The organism is Achromobacter sp. SIMBA_011, from assembly GCF_046535435.1.
GTDB classification, from domain to species: domain Bacteria; phylum Pseudomonadota; class Gammaproteobacteria; order Burkholderiales; family Burkholderiaceae_B; genus Achromobacter; species Achromobacter dolens.
This window is the reverse complement of record NZ_JAWRWN010000009.1, coordinates 151,857-169,815: the sequence shown is the minus strand read 5'-3', so window position 1 is coordinate 169,815 and position 17,959 is coordinate 151,857. Positions and strand designations below refer to the sequence as shown.

The following is a 17,959-nucleotide window of genomic DNA, read 5'->3' as shown; positions in this document are numbered from 1 at the left end:
GCCGCGCCTTGCGTTTACCGGTTTTACAGCCGCCCTGGTGTATGGTTGCTGCATTCCGCAATACGGAGACGAACATGCAATGGATTGCCGGCCGCTACACGGCCTTTATCTTGACCCTGGTGGCCGCCGCCGCGACCACCATCCTGGTGTTCACGGATTCGTACTGGTGGTTGTGGGCCGCCGTGCCGCTGGTGCTGCTGGGCCTGCTGGGCGTGTACGACCTGATCCAGACGCGCCACGCCATCCGCCGCAACTATCCGGTGCTGGGCAATCTGCGCTTCCTGTTCGAATTCATCCGCCCCGAGATCCGCCAGTACTTCCTGGAAGACGACACCCAGGCCTCGCCGTTCTCGCGCGCGCAACGCTCGATCGTGTATCAGCGCGCCAAGCGCGAGATCGACAAGCGCCCCTTCGGCACCCAGGAAGACGTGTACGGCGATCGCTACGAGTGGATCAACCATTCCATGTCGCCCACCCACATCGGCGACACCGACTTTCGCGTGACCGTGGGCGGCCCGGACTGCACCCAACCGTACGCAATGTCCGCCTTCAACGTGTCGGCCATGAGCTTTGGCGCCCTGTCGGCCAACGCGGTGCTTGCGCTGAACGAAGGCGCGCGGCAAGGCAACTTTGCGCATGACACGGGCGAAGGCGGCATCAGCCGCTATCATCGCCAGCCAGGCGGCAGCCTGGTGTGGAACATCGGCTCGGGCTACTTCGGCTGCCGCGACGAGCACGGCGCCTTCTCCGAGGAAGCCTTCGTCAGGAACGCCTGTACGCCGCAGGTGAAGATGATCGAGATCAAGTTGTCGCAGGGCGCCAAGCCGGGCCACGGCGGCATCCTGCCAGCCGGCAAGGTCACGCCCGAGATCGCCGAGGCGCGCGGCGTGGCGCCATGGCAGGACTGCAACTCACCCGCCAGCCACTCGGCCTTCGACTCGCCCATTGGCCTGATGAAGTTCGTGGCACGCCTGCGCGAGCTGTCCGGCGGCAAGCCGGTCGGTTTCAAGTTCTGCGTCGGCCATCCGTGGGAATGGTTCGCCATCGTCAAGGCCATGCTGGAAACCGGCATCACGCCCGATTTCATCGTGGTCGACGGCGCCGAGGGCGGCACCGGCGCCGCGCCGGTCGAGTTCGTCGACCACGTCGGCACGCCGCTGCGCGAGGCGCTGCGCCTGGTGCACAACACGTTGATCGGCGTGAACCTGCGCGACCGCATCAAACTGGGCGCTTCGGGCAAGATCATCACCGCGTTCGACATGGCCCGCGTCATGGCCATGGGCGCGGACTGGTGCAACGCCGCGCGCGGCTTCATGTTCGCCATCGGCTGCATCCAGGCCCAGGCCTGCCACACCGGCAAGTGCCCCACCGGAGTGACTACCCAGGATCCGCTGCGCCAGCGCGCTCTGGTGGTGCCGGACAAGGCCCAGCGCGTAGCCAATTTCCACAAGAACACGCTGCACGCGCTGGCCGAGCTGCTGGCAGCCGCCGGCCTGACGCATCCGAACCAGTTGCGCCCGCACCATATCGCGCGCCGCATTTCATCGAGCGAGATCCGGCTGCTGTCGGCGCTGTTCCCGGAGCTGGCGCCGGGCGAACTGCTGCGCGGCGAGTTCCGTCACCAGGTGTTCCGCGCCGGCTGGTCGATGGCGCGCGCCGATTCGTTCCAGCCCACCCACGACATCAGCACCGCGCTGGCGCAGGAATACGTCATGGCGCATCCGCCCCAGGCGACGCCGGCCTGAGCGCGGGCCGGGCCGCGATGGCGCTCGCCGCGGCCTACAGCCAGCGCTCGAACATGCGCGAGAAGAACTCCATAAAGCGGTCATCCACGCCCCGGGCGCGCCAGGCCTCGGGCGTGATGCGCACCGACTCGGTCACGTCGCGCTGGAACAGCGCTTCCATGTCGGCCGCGAACTCCGGTCCCAGCACCACCGCGTTGACCTCGTAGTTCAAAGCGAAGCTGCGCCAATCCATGTTGCTGGATCCCACGGTGGACCAGACGCCGTCGACCACCGCGGTCTTGGCGTGCAGCAGCGCGTCGCGCCGCTCGTAGATCTTCACGCCCGCCTTGAGCAGCTTGCCGTAATGGGAGCGGCCGGCATTGAACACCAGCGACGAATCGCTGAAGCCCGGCAGCACCAGCGCCACGTCCACGCCGCGCTGCGCGGCCGCGGCCAGCACGTCGACAAAGGCCGGGTCGGGCACGAAGTACGCCATGGTGATGTGAATGGAGCGCTGCGCGCTCTCGAACGCGGACATGAGCGTCAGATAGACGGTGTAGCCGTCACTGCGATCGGGCTGGTTGGCCAGGATACGCACACGCGTGGGCCCGACGGGCGGCGCGATCGCCGTGCCGCCGCCACGCAGGGGCTCCTTGGCCTGCGACTGCCAGCCGTCCCGGATCACCGCCTCCAACTGGGCCACGGCCGGCCCCTCGATCTGCAGATGCGTATCACGCCAGGGCGCGGCCTGGGCGTCGGTTCGCTTCGCGTCGGCTCCGCTGCCCACGCCGCCCGATGCGCCGCTGCCGCTGGCGGGCGACGAGGCGTACACGGCGCTGACATTGATGCCCCCCAGGTAGCCCACCTTGCCATCCACCACCAGGACCTTGCGATGGTTGCGCTGGTTCGGCGACCAGCCGGCGCGGCTGCCATTCACGGGACTGATCGGATTAAAGACCGCGACCTGCACGCCGGCGTCGCGCAGGCGCTGGAACAGCGCGTCGGGCGTCTTGATCGTGCCCACCGCGTCCACCATCAGCGCGACATCGGCGCCGCGATTGCGCGCCGCGATCAAGGCCTCGGCAAAGCGCGCCCCTTCCGCATCATCCTCGAAGATGTAGGTTTCCATGTGCACGTAACGCCGCGCCTGCGCGATCGAGCGCAGCATGGCCTGGTAGGTCCCCGGCCCGTCGGCCAGCAGGCGCACGCGGTTGCCGGCCAACAGCGGCGCGCCGCTGACCGCTTCCTCGACCGCCAGGTGGCGCGCCAGGAAGTCATTCCTTGCATTGCGGGGATCCGCCGCGATGTCGTGGCCGCGGCGGTAACTGGCCTGCGACGCGTCGGCGGACAGGCCGGCCTGGGCCTTGCGGGCGGCGCGTTCCTGCGCATCGGGCACGCTGGCGCAGGCGGCCAGCAGGGCCGCGCAGCAGGCCAGCGCCGCCGCGCGCATGGCGCCTCGCCATGCGCGCCACCCCCGCGCCAACGGCGCGGGCAGGCCCGGTGGTGGCCTCATGGCGCGAGGGCTCAGCGCCGGTTGGCCAGCAGGCAGCAGCCCAGCAAGACGCCCACCAGCGTCGCCACACCCACCGATTTCCAGGCGTGCTCATGGACGTATTCATCGGCATAGGCCTTGGCGCGGCGGGCGCGCTCGCGCGCCACGCCTTCCCACTCGCCCGCGGATTCGCGCGCCTCGGCCAACTGGCGCGTCAGGCGCGCGCGCGCCGCTTCGATCTCAGAGCCGGTGTATGAGGCGGTCGACCGCAACAGGTCCTCCGTACCGGCAAGCAACTCATGAAGGCTGTCGCTCACGCGATCGCGGTGCAGGGCCATTTCGGCGCGTTGGTGCTTTCTATTCATAGTCGCTCCTTGTCGCGGATTGCTCAGACAGTCTTGCGGCTCGCCGCCAGACCGTGCCCACATTGTGGCCATTCCCGCCGCCGCGCGCCCGAGCTTTCGCAACCAGCCGTTAACCGATATTTCAGTGGCGCGCCGCTTGCTGAGGCCTCCCGGCACGGCGACGGCCAGACGTACCGTCCCCGTGTGCGGACGGCCTTTCCGCCCCCGCCAATTTCGTAAAAGTCCATTGCATTTCAGTGGCTTAACTTGACACCGGAACCCCTCTGGCGGCCACAATGTGTTTTTGCAATGCGCTTCATCGGCCTCAAAAAAGGAACTGAACGCATGGTCTCTCCCTCCGCACTGCTCGCCGGCGCCGCCCCGCGGTTCCTGGCGCCGCAACCCCAGCCCATGACCGCCGAGCAGCAGGAATTGCGCGACGGACTGCTGGATCATCCCGCTCATATCGACCCCAAGTTTCTCTACGACGCGCTCGGCTCGTCGCTGTTCACCGCCATTACGCAATTGCCGGAGTACTACCCGACCCGCTGCGAAGCAGAGATCTTCACGCGGCACGGGCAGGACATCGCGCGCCACATCGGTCCGGTGCAGGCCATGATCGACCTGGGCGCGGGCGACTGCGTCAAGGCCGAGCGGCTGTTTTCCAGCCTGCGGCCGCGCCATTACGTCCCAATCGACATTTCCGCCGACTACCTCCAATCCGCGGTGCGGCGGCTGCGCCTGTCGTACCCGGACCTGCGGATCACGCCCATCGGCCTGGACTTCTCCCAGGCGCTGGCCTTGCCGGCGGATATCGGCGCCGAGCAGCGCCTGTTCTTCTATCCCGGCTCCAGCATCGGCAATCTCGACCCGCAAGCCGCGCTGACCATGCTGCGGCGGATCCAGCGGCAATGCGCCGGCGGCGGGCTGCTGGTCGGGGTCGATCGCGTCAAGCCCAGGCAGGTGCTGGAACCGGCCTACGACGACGCCCTGCACCTGACCGCGGCCTTCAACCTGAACCTGCTGCGCCACGTCAATGACCTGCTGGGCAGCGACTTTGATGTCGATGACTGGCGCCATGTGGCGCTGTTCAACAGCGACCAATCGCGCATCGAGATGCACCTGGAAGCGCGCCGTTCCGTCACGGTGGCCTGGCCCGGCGGCCAGCGGCGCTTCGCGGCGCAGGAGCGCATCCATACCGAGAACTCCTACAAGTTCACGCCCGAAGCCTTCACCGGATTGCTGCAGCGCGCGGGATACCACGACATCCACCATTGGTCGGACGCGCGCGGCTGGTTTTCAGTATTCAGCGCGCGTGCCTGACACCGCGCCCCCTCAACCCGCCCCTGGAGGATCGCCATGGAACCTGCCTGCCTGCTGACCCACCCGGCCAACGGCCCCTATGCCGCCGGCCAGGCCGGCCAGCACGACCGGTACGATGCCGTGCGTGCCACCACCGTGGCGCTGGCCGCCCCCCTGAGTCCGGAGGATTGTCAGGTGCAGTCCATGCCGGATTGCAGCCCGGTCAAATGGCACCTGGCGCATACCACCTGGTTCTTCGAGACCTTCCTGCTGACGCACTTCGATCCGGCCTGCCCCGTGTTCCACCCGCAGTATCGGATGCTGTTCAACTCCTACTACAACGCCATTGGCGCCAAGCATCCACGGCCGCAGCGCGGCCTGCTGACGCGGCCGCCGCTGGCCGACGTGATGCGCTATCGCCAGCACGTGGACCAGGCCATGCACGAGCTGATCGCGCGGCTGGGCGGCAACGATCCGGCCTTCGACGCCCTGCTGGAACTGGGGCTGAACCACGAGCAGCAGCATCAGGAACTGATCCTGACGGATATCAAGCACCTGCTGTTCGCCAACCCGCTCAAGCCCGCCTACGTCGCGTCGGGTTCGCCCGCGCTGCCACCCGGCACGCCCGCCGGCTGGACCCGCTACAACGGCGGCGTCGTCCGTATCGGCCACGACGGGCAGGGCTTCGCGTTCGACAACGAAGGCCCGGCGCATGACGTGCTGCTGGCTCCCTTCCACCTGGCCGACCGCCTGGTGACGCAGCACGAATACCTCGCCTTCATCCGCGACGGCGGCTACAAGCGGCCCGAACTGTGGCTGTCGCTGGGGTGGGAGCGGGTCTGCGCGGAAGGCTGGCGCGCGCCCCTTTATTGGGAAGGCCAGCGCGATGACTGGCGGGTTTTCACGCTGCGCGGCATGCAGGAGCTGGAATTGCAGGCCCCGGTCACGCATATCAGCTACTACGAGGCCGACGCCTATGCGCGCTGGGCACGGGTGCGCCTGCCGCGCGAGGCCGAGTGGGAGCACGCGGCGCGGCAACTGCCCGACGGCGCTTGGTCGAACCGCGCCAACCTGCTGGAAAACGGCCACCTGGATCCCCGCCCCGCCCCCGCCCGGCAGGGCAGCGGCCCGGCGCAGTTGTTCGGCGACGCCTGGGAATGGACCGCCAGTGCCTACGATGCCTACCCCGGCTTCAAGCCCGATGCCGGCGCGGTGGGCGAATACAACGGCAAGTTCATGTGCAACCAGTACGTGCTGCGGGGCGGCTCCTGCGCCACCCCGCGCGGCCACATCCGGCCCAGCTACCGCAATTTCTTCCCGCCGGAAGCGCGTTGGCAGTTTTCCGGCATTCGTCTGGCGCGGGATGCCTGACAGGGTGCATGCACGGTCGTCGCGGGCCGCCCGCGGCCTGAACAAAAAAGGCCGCCACCCTACTTGCAATCCTAAAAAATTCCGTGCTAGAATTTCGTTCTTCGTTGCTTGGCTTTCATTGAAACCTGCGACGGATAAGGATGGCGCATTAGCTCAGCCGGTTAGAGCGACGGAATCATAATCCGCAGGTCCCCTGTTCGAATCAGGGATGCGCCACCAGAATTCAAAAAAGGCCTTCACTTGCGTGAAGGCCTTTTTCCATTGGGGCGCCGGCACCAGGGGTGCGGACCAGGGGGGGACCGGGGGTGCGAACCAAAGCGTGCCGGCCCAGATCGAAGGCCGAAGGCTCGCCACCCCCGACATCACTTTCGCGACCACGTTGCCTGCGGCCCGCATTTGGGCCCTTCACACATTTCCACATATTCCCCACATTTTTCCCGCATACCGGCGCGGTGCGCCCTTTTAGAATCTTCGCGCACCACGCCCACCACAATCTCATGGGGAGAATCTGACATGCCCTCCAGCCGCATCCAGGCTTGGCGCCCCGCGCAAGCTCGCCGACCTGTCGCCCCGGCCGCCCCCCTGGCAACGCCTGGCCGCCAAGGCGTCATCATCAGCACCGGTATCGCTGGAATCGCCGCACGCGCCGTGCTCGCCGCGATCCTGAGCCTGACCATCGGCCGCGCCTGTGCCGCGCAAGGCGGCGTGCAAGCCTCGAGCGTCAGCTACGCGCCCACGGCCGCGCAATTGCAGACCGTCGAGACGCTCAAGCAGGCCCCCATCGACGCCTTCGCGCCGGCGGAATTCGCCCGCGCCGGCAAGGCCCCGCTGCCCTACCGCCTGGTCTCGCCGGTTGCGCCTGAAAGCGGCAAAAAATACCCACTGGTGGTGATTTTCCACAGTTCGGGCGGCGTCGGTACCGACAACCTGCTGCCGCTGAACGCGTTCACCCGCGCCTTCGGCTCGGCCGAATCGCGCCGCGATTTTCCCGCCTATGTACTGGTGCCGCAGACACCAGGCCGCACCGCCAACTATGAAAAGGACCGCCATGGCGTGCGGGTCTCGAAGGCCGGCGCCGACCTGCCTGACGTCATGCGGCTGGTCGAGGACATCGCCCGGCACCATCCGGTCGACGCCAAACGGATCTATGCCGTCGGCTTCTCGATGGGCGCATCGGCAGCGCTGGACGCCGCCGTCGCCTCGCCCGGGCGCTTCGCCGCCATCGTCGCCATGTCGGGCGTGCCACCGGAGCGCTCGCTCGCCAAGCCGCTGGCGGGCGTCCCCACGCTGCTCGTCCATGGCACCGCCGACCAGGAAAATCCCTACGAGGGCAGCCGGATCTGGGCCGAAGCGCTGGCGGCCGCGGGCGGCCATCCGATCTTCGTCACCTACCAGGGCATGGATCACCGCATCGCGCCGGAGCTGCTGACCGCCAGGCCCTGGCGCGAATGGATGTTCCAGCAGAAGCTGCCTTGAAGCGGCGCGGGGCGTGATGCCCCGCGCCTCGCCTGCCACGATTATGGCTTGAACACCGTGTCGCGGCGCCGCCCGCCCCAGGTCGCGCACAGGCTGGCCACGAACGCGCCGATCAGCATGGAGGCAAAGCCCCACAGCGCCAGCGCCGCGGCGGCCTTGCGTGCCGCGTCGGCGGCCTCGCGCGCCTTGTGCTTGGCGTCGTCGGCGGCCTGCCGGGCCTGCTGCAGCGTCTGGTTCACGCGCTGCTGCGCGGCGGCGGCATCGATGCCCGCCTGCGCCGCGATCACCCGGGCCACATAGTCGCGGTCGGCCGGGGTCATTTCGCCGCGAGCCAGGCTCATGGCGACGATGCGACCGACTTCAGCGCGGGCCGCGGCGCGATCGCCGCCGGCATCGGGCCGTTCATTGCGCAGCAGCACGTCCGTGAAGTAATCGCCGGCGCCGTCCATGCCGCCCGCCGCAGCTCCCGCGCCAGCGGCGGCGCTTGCCGTCACCGCTGCGCCCGCGCCCGCCGCCACGGAAGCGCCGGCCTTGGCCGCGCCCGATGCCAGCGTGGCAATTGCCGAGCCCAGCAGGGCGGCGCTCACGACAGCGCTCAATGCCCACACCAGGAAGCCGTGCGCGGTGTCGCGGAAATAGACCTCGTCGCCATGCACGTCGGCCCATTTGGTGCGCAGCCGGCCGGCGACATAGCCGCCAACGCCATAGGCCACGATCTGGGTGAACAGCATCCAGGCGATCAGGCCGATGCCCGCCGCGGGCGCGGAGACGCCCTCCCCGCTCCAAGGCGAGATCGACAGGAAGCCCAGGCCGGAGCCGCCCGCGAATAACGCCAACGACAAGGCCGCGGCGATGACAGCGCCGGCGAATACCGCGGCCCAGGATACGGCGGACACCGCCGATTCCCTCACCGGCGGCACGCCGTCGTAGGGCCGGTTGGCCGAGAGTGCATTTTCCATGGTGATTCCTCGTTCACATTGCGCGCCGTGGCGCGGGACCGGACTGGCTCAATGCCAGAACAGCGCCAGCAGGATGATGATGGGAATGGGTACCCCCAGCAGCCATAACAGGATCGAACGCATGCAAGCCTCCTTGGAAGTGGGATCGGATTCGGTGGCGCTCAGGCCAGGTCGATCGTGCCCGGCGCGCGCGGATCGGGCGGGGGGACGACGTCGGGCTCGCCCGGATCGTCGGGCGCGTGGTTGGGATTGGGGCGCGGGTCGTCGGGCCGCGGTGGATCGCCGGGCAACGGCGGATCATCGGGCGGCACGTCGTCGGGCGCGTCCGGCGGGCGATGGTCGGGTGGGAACATGGCGGATCTCCTGGGCGCGCCTATCGCGCCAGCCCGCTGCTCAGCAACTGCCATGCCCGGCGCGCCGGCCGCCATCGGCCCGACGCAAAAAAGCCCTCCAGCGAGGGCTTTCGGGCATGGCCGGCCGGATATCAGGACCTGGACGGCTTGCCGTCCTTGGCGGAAGTCCCGGCATTCGGATCGCTATTGCCCAGGAATTCCACCACGGCGGCCTTGCCAGCGGCGGAGGCCTCGTCCTGACTGGCATAGCGCCGTTCGGAATAATTGGTGCTGCGCACATTGCCGGTGTCGGGATCCAGCAGGGTGATGATCCAGGCGAATTCGCCCGGCAGCAACTGCCTGACCTGCAGTGTGGCGCGCGTGCCCGGGCGGAGTCGTTGCGGCATTTCGCGATCTGGAGAGTGGGTGGACGCCGCCATCGTAGCGCAAAGCGCGGGCGCGGCGGGGCGGAAAAATGCTGCGCCGCACACCGATTTCATGCTGCACGGTGCGCGGCAAAAACGCCACAGCGCGCGCCCGAGCCAGGAAAACCCTAGCGCCACACCCCCGCATACAGGCGCACAATCAGACTAAACGTAGCGACGTAGTGACAGACCGCAGTAGCGGCGCCGCATCCCTTTAATCAGGCGAGGACGGAGACATCATGACTTACGTAGCAGTGGTAATCAGCTGTTTGATGGTTGTGGGTATCGTCGCGTTGGTGGTTCAAACGATACAGAGCGCGGGACCCGAGCCGTGGCTGAAAATATCGGCGGCGATCGTCAGCTCGCTGTTCGCCTCCCTGTTGCTCATTCCGCTCGGCTACGCCGTGGCGCAGACCATCGTCCTGGAATGAGCCGACGGGTTCCTCCGGAATCCCCGTCAACCGATGAGCCAGGAGATTGCCACGGGGCTACTTGCCCCGGGCGGGCCTGCCGCGCGTCGCCGCCCAGCAGATCAGCGAGCCGGCGGTGACCATCGCCACGCCTTGCCAGAATGTCATGGTCAAGCGCGTGGACAGCCATATGGCCGCAAAAAAAGTCGACAACACGGGCGTGAAATAGGACGCCGTGGCCAGCAGCGTCAGATTGCCGCTGAGAATGCCCACGTTCCAGAGCGCGTAACCGGCCGCCATGGCGCCGCCCGTCACGCACAGCTCGAGCACGGCGGGCCAGGCGAACGGCAGCGCCGGCTCGGCGCTGAATCCGTATTTGATCCACAGCACGGCCGCGGTCAGCATGAAGAACAACGCCACGCCGTTCTTGCCATCGGCGTAGCGTTTCGTGACGTTGCAATAGAAGGCCCAGATGACGGCGCCGCTGAACGCCAGACCATAACTGAGGGGATTGCTGGAGACATTGGCCGCCACGCGCGACCAGGAAACGCCGCCGTCGCCGCCGACCACCCAGACGATGCCGCACAGCGACAGCGCAATGCCCGGCAGCACCCAGACGCTGGCGCGCTGGCCGTTGATCAGGATCGCCAGGATGACGGTAAAGCACGGCCACAAGTAATTGACGATCCCCAGCTCGATCGCCTGGCCGCGGTTGGCGGCGAATCCCAGCGACAGCGACAGGCAGATTTCATAGGCCACGAACAACAGGCTGCCGGAAACCAGGTAGGGGCGCGGGAATGAACGCACCCGCGGCCATCCCAGCAACAGGACGAGAAATGCCGAACCGACCGTATAGATCAGGGCCGCGCCGCCGATCGGCCCGAAACGCTCGCTGACGCCGCGAATCAGGCCGACGACGGTGCCCCAGAGCACCACGGCCATCACTCCCATCAATGTCGCCGCATTGCGGCTGGGGGCAGATTGCATTGCTTTTTTCCGATTTCCCGAAGTCCATCCCGGGCGCCGCGCCATGGCGTGCGCCCAAAACGACGCAGTGTAGCGAAAACGGAAAACCCGCCGCGGGAGGGCCGGCACGGCAATTGCGGGCCGACGCGGCGCGACCGATCGAATATCAACAAGAAGGAGATCTCGCCGCATGACCATCTCTGTACGCAGGCTGAGCGACGTGCTCGCCACCACGGCATCCGGCCGGCTCTACCGGATCGAAGTGTTCTCGCACGCCGACCCGCGCACGGGGCCGCCCATCACGGTCCACTACATTCTCAGGACCTCGGAGGGAGAGCGCGTGATCGCGTTGGGGGAACGGCGCTATCGCCTGAAATCGGGCGAGGTGCTGACCGCCCTGCCGCCCGCCGCCGTACCCCGCCACGGCGCCTGATGCGCCGGGCGCGGCCGCGTCAACGCTCGTCGGACGCGACCCGCCGCTTGCCCAGACCCTTGGCCCGGTACAGCGCGACGTCGGCCCGCTCCAGCAACTGCAGCATGGTGACGCCCGAATCCGGATAGACGGCGATGCCAACGCTGGCCGAGACCGCGACGCGGATCTTGGGGTAGGGCAAAGAGAGGCTCTCGACCAGGGACTCGGCCACCGCCTGTGCGTTTTCCTGGTTGGCGCCGAGCAGCAGCACGGCGAACTCGTCGCCCCCGAGCCGCGCCGCCACGTCCGAAACGCGAATGGCGGTGGCCATGCGGTCGGCCGCTTCCTTCAGGACGGTATCGCCGGCGGCATGCCCATGCAGGTCGTTGACCGCCTTGAAACCGTCCAGGTCGATCGCCAGGATCGCGAACGTCGCGCCGCTGCGCTGTGCCACCGCCAGCTCGCGCAGCACCAGCTCGCCGAACAGCACCCGGTTGCACAATCCGGTCAGGGGATCGTAGTGCGCCAGGTGCTGCGCATGCGCCAGCATCCGCGAGGCCTGCAGCAGCGCCGTGCCGACCTCCTCTGCCTCCTTGACCCGCGTGCCAGGCAGTTCGACGGTGCGGCCTTCGCCCAGCGCCAGAGCCGGGCCGACCAGCCCCTGCACCGCCGACGTCAGCCGATTGGCCAGCCGCAGGGCCAGCCACAACCCCAGCCCGAACGCCGCCACCGTCCCCAGCGCCAGCCAGGCGATCGAGCGGTAAAGGTCGGTCGTCACCAGCGTCATCGGCGCGCCCGCCGCCACCGTCCAGCCGGTCAGGCCCGAGCGGCTGAACGCGGTGTAGACCGGCGTGCCTTCCTTGGTGGTGGACTCCAGCGAACCCTCGTTCTCCAACTGCACCGCGCGCGCCAGCGTCGGCACCGCCTTCTGGCCCACGAATTTCTCGGGATCGCGCGTGCGCGCGATGATGGTGCCGTTCTTGTCCAGCACTGCCGCCACCCAACCGTCCGGCAGCCCGCGCCGCCCCAGCACGTTGCCGATGCGGTCGGGCGAAAGGCCCACGTTCAGGCTGTAGATGACCTCGTCGCCACGCACCACCGGCACCCCCAGCGCGATGGTCGGCGTGCCGCTGAGCGCGCCGATGAACAGGCTGCTCAGGACGGGTTCACGCGCGCGGAAAACCCGCGCCAGCTCCTGCGACACCCCCGAAGACGGCAAGGGCGTGCCGTAGGGCACCATGGTGTTGACCAACTGGCGGCCCTCCTTGTCGGTCAGCACGTAGCTGTCGACGATCTGGAACTTGATGGCTTCGCGGGCGCGCTGGTGGAATCCGCCCAGGTCGCCCCCCACCAGGTCGGGGGACGACGCCAACATCTGCAAGCCGGCTTCGACGCCGGTCATTTCCCGGTCGAGAATCGCGGTCAGGTTGCGGGCCAGGAAAATGGTGTCGCGGAATATCCGTTCTTTCTGGATCAGGTAGCTTTCATAAACGGCGATCGAAGACACCGCCAGCGCCGGCGCAATACAGGCGAACACCAGCACCAGCAGTCCGGTTCGCATCGAATACCGGAGCTTCGGGCGGACCCGCGCGGCGACCAGGCTTTCGCCGTCAGCCATATTATTTTTCCCTGCCGCGCATTTGCACGGGGCAAAACGCTTGCCGACACTGCACCCTCTGACCCATTGCGCCTCTCCTGGAACAGTCATCCGGGCCGACGGCCCGAGGGGACGGAAAACCAGAAATTATTGCAGAACCAGACCGCAGCACACCATCCATCGCCCCGACGGCGCCGGAAAAAAAGCGCCCTGAAGGTGGAAAAAATCGCGTCCCCAATTTACCTCAAAAACAAAGCCGAGAAACCATTTCATTATGCTCGAGCACCTGCCGGCGTATTGCCGCCGGCGTCGCGTCCACTTCCGCCGCCGAATTGAAATATATCGGCCGGGCATGGTCGCAATATTCAATCCCGGTCCGCGGGGGGAGCGACCCGCACCCAGCCAGACTTGAGCCGATCAGCCACGACATCGTCATCGCTGCGAGCCACTTTTTCCTGCACATCCCTGGCCTCCTTGCGGGCGTGGCCCGCCCGCGCCTGGAGGCGGGCCTCACTGTCCGAGCGTTCCCGCGCCCGGCCCATGGCCCGCCCCCGCCAATACACCCCGGCGACGGCGGCCAGCCCCGCCAGCACTGCCGCCACCACGCCGAGGCCCCGCTTAATCCACTGTTGCAACATGCGCCGTGCTCCTGTCGGACCGCGTCCGGATGGCCGTCACGGCCTGCTGGTAAAGGCCGGCCCAACTGTCCGGCTTGGGCTTGCCCGGCCGCCAGGTGCGCAGATACAGCGCCCAGGCCGCCTGCGTTTCGCCGACCGGCGGCAGCGCCTTCGGATCGGTCCAGAGCAGCAGCCGCGCAACGCCGGCGGCCAGCACATCGTCATACTCCAGCGCGGCATAGATCGCCTCCGGATCGCCGGCCACGCCGCGCGACTTGCACAACGTGGCCAGGTGATCCCTGCTGGCCGCGTGCAGGAACACGCCCCACACGCCGCCGCGGCTGACGCGCGTGCCCTTCTCGAACTGCCAGAAGCCGCGGGCGGGCCCGCCGATCTGCCGCCGATGCACGAAGCGGCTTTCCTGCAGGCCGATGGCCAGCAGCATGCAGTCCGCCTCGGGCGTATCCATGCGCGCGGGCAACAGCGCCATCGCCGGCCGCACCGCATCGTCCATGATCTGGTCAAGCGTCATGCCTGCCCTCCTTGTCTGCGTGGGTTTCCATGCCCAGCGTCTTGCGTCGGATCTCGACCGCCCAGTCCACCAGGTCCTGGTTCTGCAGCTTGGCGGTCAGGCGCAGGTAAGCGCCCAGCACCCACCAGGCCGGCAATCCCGCCAGCAACATGCACGGGCCGAGCACATAGAACATGGCCAGCAGCCCGTCCTCGCCCAGGCCCGTGCGCTGCGCCATCCAGTAGGCCGAGGACATCAGGTCGGGCATCCAGGCGATCATGCCGATCGCCAGCAAAGGCCCGAACAGAAATGAGCTGACCACCGTGCAGGCGGTGCGCGCGACGAATTCGCGCGGCGTGCGCGGCGGCATCAGCAACATGCCGATCAACGCCGCCATCGCGGCCGGCATGCCGAAAGCCAGCGCAATTTTCAGGGCGGCCCAACCGCTCAAACCAGCGGAACTCGGTTCCATCTTGCTCTGCTCCTAGATGAGGGTGCGCATGTCTGCCTCCCGGACAAGAAAAAAGCCCACCGAAGCGGGCCGAGTAAATTCATGAAAGAGCAAGCCTGATAATGCGCAATCCGGCTAGCCGGGCAGAGGAGTATCGGGCGGAGTGAACGTTTCATCCGCGTAGGCCCAACCTTCTTCGGGTTCGGGCGTTACGCCAGTCACGTCGACCAACACGATGGAGGCGGAAAATACAGGCGCGTTTTCAGCCTGGAACTTCCAGTGCGCCTTGCCGTCGAGAATTTGAATGAATGTACGCATGCTCATGCCCTTTGAATAATAATCGCGCCGGCCGTGCCGACACCTCCTAGATTGCCGTTCCCCCCAGAGCCAACGCCACCGCCGGCGCCGCCGCCACCGGCACCGGAATTGCCATCCGGCGAAGGATTGCCAACAGCGCCGGGCGTCCCTGCCTGACCGGAACGGGCCCCCCCTGCACCGCCACGACCGAGCGGCGAACTTCCACCGCAGCCGCCGTTGCCGGACACACCGAAAGTCATCGTCGCGGAGCCTCCCGTACCCGAACCCGCGCCCACGGCCCCGGCACCAGGGAACGGCCTGCCCGTATAGTTCGAGCCACCGGCCGCTCCGCCACCAAAACCACCACTCACAGACGCAAGTGAGCCAAGCGAGGTTACCCCCCCGGCTCCACCGTTGCCCCCTACATCACCGCCAGCAGCGCCCCCCTTTCCAGGCACGCCGATTGTCACTGGAATAGTCGCGGCATCCGGCAGCCGAACCTGAACCCATTTCCACTCACCCGCGGCGCCGCCACCACCACCGCCACCGCCCCAAGTGTCGTAGCCTGCGGCACTGCCTCCCCCACCGCCGCCGCCACCGACGAGAAAAGCATCAACCACCTTGCCACGCCATTCAGGCGGAATAGGCCAGTCCTGTGTCGAAGTGATAGTCACACGTCTAGGAATAGCAATATCGCCAAGCGCGGCACGCACGAATTCCGTTGTCGCCAACTTGGCCGTGTTGTCGCCCGAAGGCGGCGTCGGCGCGGTCGGTGTCCCGGTCAGCGCCGGCGACGCCGCCAGCGCCGCCACGAACTTCGCCTGCAGCGCCGCCAGGTCGCCGTCGTCCAGCACGTCCTGGCCGGCCTTGTCGGCGATGTACTGGCCGATCATGGCGGCCACGAACGAGGCCTGGCGCCAGACGGTGTTGAGTTCCTTCGATTTGGCCGTGCCGGCCGAGAAGCCGCCCAGCCGGGCGGCCAACGCCTGGTAGTCGGCGGGCGCGAGCACATTGGCGCCGGGAACGGTGCCGAAGGGAAGAATCTGATTGATAGCCACGGAATGTCCTTATTCAACCGGCAAAAAGCGAACCCCAGAGTCCGCCGTCGAACCCGGAGATGTAGTGGTTTTGAACGTCAAAACCGAACAGAGGCCCCTCTTCCGAGGGGATGACGTAGTAACTGATGCGCACGCCTTCCGGCTTGAGCGGGATGTATCCGCCGGTCAGCAGCGCCAGGAACAGCGCGGACGGCGGCGCGCCGGCGACGCCGATATCCACCGACATGTCGCCGTTGTCCTGGATGAACACGTGCGTGCCGCCACCGAAGATGCGGTCCAGGATGGCGGCCGAAGTCTCCAGCGTGCCGTCCCAATGATTCGCCCCGATCTTGGCCCGCAGCAGCAGCCGGTAGGTATCGTCGTCCAGCTCGGTCAGGCCGCTGTCCGGATCGAAGGGGCCTTGCCACACGCCCTGGTCGAAGCCCAGGCCGTCGATGTCGTGCGAGAAATACACATTGGAGATCGGCGTTCTGACCTTCCGGTCCAGCCCCACCCAGCGTCCCACCGCATCGAGCTGGGCGCCAATGGCCAGGTCCAGGTCGAACGCTGCCGGCATGCTGCCGTATAGCTCGCGCACGCCCGCCGCAGCGTCGCACAGCGCGGCCACGGTGGCCTTGAACCGGGGCCTGGCGCGGTGATAGGCCGACAGCCGGCCGATGTAGTCGTCTGTGTTGGCCATATCAGGTCACCGTGAGTTTCACGTCGTCCGGCGTCGCCGCGGCGGCTTCGTTGAAGGCCAGCGACACGTCGGGCGTGCCGCTGCCCGCGGGACTGCGCAGGGTCAGGCCGGAAATCTTGAACGTGCCATTGCCTGCCACGCCATTGGCGGCCGAGATGGCGTCGGCCCACTCCACCGACGCGCTGGCGCCGCCGCCGATCGGAACGCCATTGACGTAATCCGCCACCGCCCGCTGCACCGCGACGCCGATGGCGGTGGTATAGCCGGGCAACGCCCGCAGTTGCACGTCGACCGCCAGCGGCACGATCGTGGGCCGGAAGAACCGGATGCGGTGCGCGATGCCGTAGATATCCGTCACGACCACCGTGGTGGTGCCATGCGTGCCCGTCCCGGGCGTCTTCTTGGCGGCGATGGCCTGGGCGATCAGCGCCGCGTCGCCGCCGTCGACCACCAGGGCGATGCTGTGCGGCGGCAGCCCATGGGCGTCCGCCACCGCGCCATCGTTCTCGAAGGCCGCGTGGCGCAAGACTCCCGGCACCGACGCAACCGCGCCGATGGTGCCTTCGAGCACGCTGCGCGACGGCAGCGCCACGGAACGGGCCTGCCGCACGCGCAGGGCGGCGTCGCTCTCGACCGGCGCGCCCGGCGTCGCGGCGGCCGGATTGGTGACGGACTGCCAGCCCAGCGTCGGCGTGCCGATCTGGTTGATAGTGCCCGCCGGGGCGGTCACGGCGCCCAGCGCCTGGCTCCGGGCGGTGACGGTGATCTCGCCGCCCGGCGGAATCGTCACGCTCGCCGGCAATTGCCAACGGCCGCGGTTGGCATCCATCGCCACCCCGTCGATGATGGTGACGCCGCCCTGCCCCACGATGCGCAGGTCCACCGAGGACCGCGTCGCCGCGCCGCGGACCAGGCCGTTGATCTTCACGTTGCTCGACAGCGCCGCGTTGGCTGCGGTGGCAGGCGAGAAAGCGTTATAGACGCTGATCGCCGCCGAGTTGGCCTCGTGAATGGCTAGGGCAAACACGGCCAGCAACTGACCGTCCTGGCTGTCCGCCTCCAGGTACGTATCCGCGCCGTAGATGCCGCGATATTGTTCCTTGAAATACTGCAGCACCTCGCCATAGCTCGGCGCACGGATGCCCGCGGCGTCGATGACCGGGGCTGTGGAAAGAATCGTCATAATGCCGCCTGCACAGTGGCCGTGCCGAAAAGGGTTGAAATGGATGCCGTCACGCTCAGGCCGCGGGTTTGCGGGTCGAGCCGGCTCGAATACTCGGCCAGGTCGGTGACGCCGGCGGTGCCCAGGATGCGCTGGCGGATGGCCCAGTCGTAGCTGGCGCGGGGCTGCTTGCCCAGCACTTCGCCGTTCCAGGGCATGCCTTCGGTCACGTCCAGGAACCACTCGCCGCGCGCCAGCATCAGCCGGGTCTTGACCGCTTGCGCCACGGCCTCGGCCGAATCGCGGTGGAAATCGGCCCGTGCCGAGCCGAATGAATAGTCGCCATCGGCGTCCAGTTTTCGGTAACGCATAGG

At 67.6% G+C, this 17,959-nt stretch carries 21 protein-coding genes and 1 tRNA gene; 7 read left to right on the top strand and 15 right to left on the bottom strand.

The window, feature by feature from the left end; all coding sequences use genetic code 11:
- The first annotated feature begins 74 nt into the window (after window positions 1–74).
- Window positions 75–1,745 carry an FMN-binding glutamate synthase family protein gene (locus SB816_RS25100; RefSeq protein WP_054501297.1) on the top strand — a complete coding sequence of 557 codons (1,671 nt, stop codon included), beginning with the start codon at window positions 75–77 and terminating at the stop codon, window positions 1,743–1,745.
- A gap of 34 nt (window positions 1,746–1,779) precedes the next feature.
- On the opposite strand, the gene SB816_RS25095 is transcribed toward SB816_RS25100, so the two are convergent.
- Both SB816_RS25095 and SB816_RS25090 read right to left on the bottom strand, forming a co-directional pair.
- Complete coding sequence (locus SB816_RS25095; RefSeq protein WP_082401852.1) at window positions 1,780–3,174, bottom strand: phospholipase D-like domain-containing protein; 1,395 nt, start codon at window positions 3,172–3,174, stop codon at window positions 1,780–1,782.
- 74 nt (window positions 3,175–3,248) lie between these two features.
- Entirely contained in the window at window positions 3,249–3,581 is a 333-nt protein-coding gene (locus SB816_RS25090; RefSeq protein WP_054501299.1) for a YqjD family protein, read from the bottom strand.
- 324 nt (window positions 3,582–3,905) lie between these two features.
- Here SB816_RS25090 and egtD point away from each other — a divergent pair, with 324 nt between their 5' ends.
- From egtD to SB816_RS25070, 4 genes are all read left to right on the top strand, one after another.
- Window positions 3,906–4,883 (top strand): L-histidine N(alpha)-methyltransferase, encoded by a 978-nt coding sequence (gene egtD, locus SB816_RS25085; RefSeq protein ID WP_410547682.1) that lies wholly within the window; start codon window positions 3,906–3,908, stop codon window positions 4,881–4,883.
- Between the two features lie 36 nt (window positions 4,884–4,919).
- The gene (gene egtB, locus SB816_RS25080; protein WP_054501300.1) at window positions 4,920–6,233 is read left to right on the top strand and encodes an ergothioneine biosynthesis protein EgtB; all 1,314 of its coding nucleotides are present in this window, start codon (window positions 4,920–4,922) and stop codon (window positions 6,231–6,233) included.
- 142 nt (window positions 6,234–6,375) lie between these two features.
- Window positions 6,376–6,452 (top strand) — tRNA-Met (locus SB816_RS25075).
- A 294-nt stretch (window positions 6,453–6,746) separates the two neighbouring features.
- The gene (locus tag SB816_RS25070; RefSeq protein WP_410547681.1) at window positions 6,747–7,709 is read left to right on the top strand and encodes a dienelactone hydrolase family protein; all 963 of its coding nucleotides are present in this window, start codon (window positions 6,747–6,749) and stop codon (window positions 7,707–7,709) included.
- 41 nt (window positions 7,710–7,750) lie between these two features.
- Here SB816_RS25070 and SB816_RS25065 read toward each other — a convergent pair whose 3' ends face one another.
- From SB816_RS25065 to SB816_RS25055, 3 genes are all read right to left on the bottom strand, one after another.
- The gene (locus SB816_RS25065; protein ID WP_064524134.1) at window positions 7,751–8,668 is read right to left on the bottom strand and encodes a hypothetical protein; all 918 of its coding nucleotides are present in this window, start codon (window positions 8,666–8,668) and stop codon (window positions 7,751–7,753) included.
- Between the two features lie 161 nt (window positions 8,669–8,829).
- Window positions 8,830–9,021 carry a hypothetical protein gene (locus SB816_RS25060; protein WP_054501303.1) on the bottom strand — a complete coding sequence of 64 codons (192 nt, stop codon included), beginning with the start codon at window positions 9,019–9,021 and terminating at the stop codon, window positions 8,830–8,832.
- Between the two features lie 131 nt (window positions 9,022–9,152).
- Window positions 9,153–9,407 (bottom strand): hypothetical protein, encoded by a 255-nt coding sequence (locus SB816_RS25055; RefSeq protein WP_054501304.1) that lies wholly within the window; start codon window positions 9,405–9,407, stop codon window positions 9,153–9,155.
- Window positions 9,408–9,664: 257 nt separating this feature from the next.
- Between SB816_RS25055 and SB816_RS25050 the strand changes: the two genes are divergently transcribed.
- The gene (locus SB816_RS25050) at window positions 9,665–9,856 is read left to right on the top strand and encodes a hypothetical protein (protein ID WP_006393830.1); all 192 of its coding nucleotides are present in this window, start codon (window positions 9,665–9,667) and stop codon (window positions 9,854–9,856) included.
- 57 nt (window positions 9,857–9,913) lie between these two features.
- Here the strand turns inward: SB816_RS25050 and yddG are convergent, their stop codons facing one another.
- Complete coding sequence (gene yddG / locus SB816_RS25045; protein ID WP_064524136.1) at window positions 9,914–10,822, bottom strand: aromatic amino acid DMT transporter YddG; 909 nt, start codon at window positions 10,820–10,822, stop codon at window positions 9,914–9,916.
- 169 nt (window positions 10,823–10,991) lie between these two features.
- Here yddG and SB816_RS25040 point away from each other — a divergent pair, with 169 nt between their 5' ends.
- A complete protein-coding gene (locus SB816_RS25040) occupies window positions 10,992–11,234 on the top strand; it encodes a hypothetical protein (RefSeq protein WP_054501306.1) in 243 nt (80 codons plus the stop codon).
- Between the two features lie 19 nt (window positions 11,235–11,253).
- On the opposite strand, the gene SB816_RS25035 is transcribed toward SB816_RS25040, so the two are convergent.
- From SB816_RS25035 to SB816_RS24995, 9 genes are all read right to left on the bottom strand, one after another.
- Window positions 11,254–12,831: a diguanylate cyclase gene (locus tag SB816_RS25035; RefSeq protein ID WP_054501307.1), complete on the bottom strand. Its 1,578-nt coding sequence runs from the start codon at window positions 12,829–12,831 to the stop codon at window positions 11,254–11,256.
- Window positions 12,832–13,175: 344 nt separating this feature from the next.
- Complete coding sequence (locus tag SB816_RS25030) at window positions 13,176–13,448, bottom strand: hypothetical protein (RefSeq protein WP_410547680.1); 273 nt, start codon at window positions 13,446–13,448, stop codon at window positions 13,176–13,178.
- Window positions 13,429–13,959, bottom strand: coding sequence for a hypothetical protein (locus SB816_RS25025; RefSeq protein ID WP_410547679.1), 531 nt, complete (start codon window positions 13,957–13,959; stop codon window positions 13,429–13,431). Before SB816_RS25025 ends, SB816_RS25030 begins: the two co-directional genes overlap by 20 nt.
- Window positions 13,949–14,410 carry a hypothetical protein gene (locus SB816_RS25020; RefSeq protein WP_144658068.1) on the bottom strand — a complete coding sequence of 154 codons (462 nt, stop codon included), beginning with the start codon at window positions 14,408–14,410 and terminating at the stop codon, window positions 13,949–13,951. Before SB816_RS25020 ends, SB816_RS25025 begins: the two co-directional genes overlap by 11 nt.
- A gap of 114 nt (window positions 14,411–14,524) precedes the next feature.
- A complete protein-coding gene (locus SB816_RS25015) occupies window positions 14,525–14,707 on the bottom strand; it encodes a hypothetical protein (RefSeq protein WP_144658069.1) in 183 nt (60 codons plus the stop codon).
- A gap of 2 nt (window positions 14,708–14,709) precedes the next feature.
- A complete protein-coding gene (locus SB816_RS25010) occupies window positions 14,710–15,744 on the bottom strand; it encodes a hypothetical protein (protein WP_410547678.1) in 1,035 nt (344 codons plus the stop codon).
- A gap of 13 nt (window positions 15,745–15,757) precedes the next feature.
- Entirely contained in the window at window positions 15,758–16,423 is a 666-nt protein-coding gene (locus SB816_RS25005) for a DUF2612 domain-containing protein (protein ID WP_116791064.1), read from the bottom strand.
- A gap of 1 nt (window position 16,424) precedes the next feature.
- Entirely contained in the window at window positions 16,425–17,606 is a 1,182-nt protein-coding gene (locus SB816_RS25000) for a baseplate J/gp47 family protein (RefSeq protein ID WP_410547677.1), read from the bottom strand.
- Window positions 17,603–17,956, bottom strand: a complete 354-nt coding sequence (locus SB816_RS24995) for a hypothetical protein (protein WP_054501317.1) — start codon at window positions 17,954–17,956, stop codon at window positions 17,603–17,605. Before SB816_RS24995 ends, SB816_RS25000 begins: the two co-directional genes overlap by 4 nt.
- Window positions 17,957–17,959 lie beyond the last annotated feature (3 nt).

Coding starts and splice junctions, on each gene's coding strand:
- SB816_RS25100 (WP_054501297.1), top strand. CDS start 75: ATGCAATGGATTGCCGGCCGCTACACGGCCTTTATCTTGACCCTGGTG.
- SB816_RS25095 (WP_082401852.1), bottom strand. CDS start 3,174: ATGCGCGCGGCGGCGCTGGCCTGCTGCGCGGCCCTGCTGGCCGCCTGC.
- SB816_RS25090 (WP_054501299.1), bottom strand. CDS start 3,581: ATGAATAGAAAGCACCAACGCGCCGAAATGGCCCTGCACCGCGATCGC.
- egtD (WP_410547682.1), top strand. CDS start 3,906: ATGGTCTCTCCCTCCGCACTGCTCGCCGGCGCCGCCCCGCGGTTCCTG.
- egtB (WP_054501300.1), top strand. CDS start 4,920: ATGGAACCTGCCTGCCTGCTGACCCACCCGGCCAACGGCCCCTATGCC.
- SB816_RS25070 (WP_410547681.1), top strand. CDS start 6,747: ATGCCCTCCAGCCGCATCCAGGCTTGGCGCCCCGCGCAAGCTCGCCGA.
- SB816_RS25065 (WP_064524134.1), bottom strand. CDS start 8,668: ATGGAAAATGCACTCTCGGCCAACCGGCCCTACGACGGCGTGCCGCCG.
- SB816_RS25060 (WP_054501303.1), bottom strand. CDS start 9,021: ATGTTCCCACCCGACCATCGCCCGCCGGACGCGCCCGACGACGTGCCG.
- SB816_RS25055 (WP_054501304.1), bottom strand. CDS start 9,407: ATGCCGCAACGACTCCGCCCGGGCACGCGCGCCACACTGCAGGTCAGG.
- SB816_RS25050 (WP_006393830.1), top strand. CDS start 9,665: ATGACTTACGTAGCAGTGGTAATCAGCTGTTTGATGGTTGTGGGTATC.
- yddG (WP_064524136.1), bottom strand. CDS start 10,822: ATGCAATCTGCCCCCAGCCGCAATGCGGCGACATTGATGGGAGTGATG.
- SB816_RS25040 (WP_054501306.1), top strand. CDS start 10,992: ATGACCATCTCTGTACGCAGGCTGAGCGACGTGCTCGCCACCACGGCA.
- SB816_RS25035 (WP_054501307.1), bottom strand. CDS start 12,831: ATGGCTGACGGCGAAAGCCTGGTCGCCGCGCGGGTCCGCCCGAAGCTC.
- SB816_RS25030 (WP_410547680.1), bottom strand. CDS start 13,448: ATGTTGCAACAGTGGATTAAGCGGGGCCTCGGCGTGGTGGCGGCAGTG.
- SB816_RS25025 (WP_410547679.1), bottom strand. CDS start 13,959: ATGACGCTTGACCAGATCATGGACGATGCGGTGCGGCCGGCGATGGCG.
- SB816_RS25020 (WP_144658068.1), bottom strand. CDS start 14,410: ATGGAACCGAGTTCCGCTGGTTTGAGCGGTTGGGCCGCCCTGAAAATT.
- SB816_RS25015 (WP_144658069.1), bottom strand. CDS start 14,707: ATGCGTACATTCATTCAAATTCTCGACGGCAAGGCGCACTGGAAGTTC.
- SB816_RS25005 (WP_116791064.1), bottom strand. CDS start 16,423: ATGGCCAACACAGACGACTACATCGGCCGGCTGTCGGCCTATCACCGC.
- SB816_RS25000 (WP_410547677.1), bottom strand. CDS start 17,606: ATGACGATTCTTTCCACAGCCCCGGTCATCGACGCCGCGGGCATCCGT.
- SB816_RS24995 (WP_054501317.1), bottom strand. CDS start 17,956: ATGCGTTACCGAAAACTGGACGCCGATGGCGACTATTCATTCGGCTCG.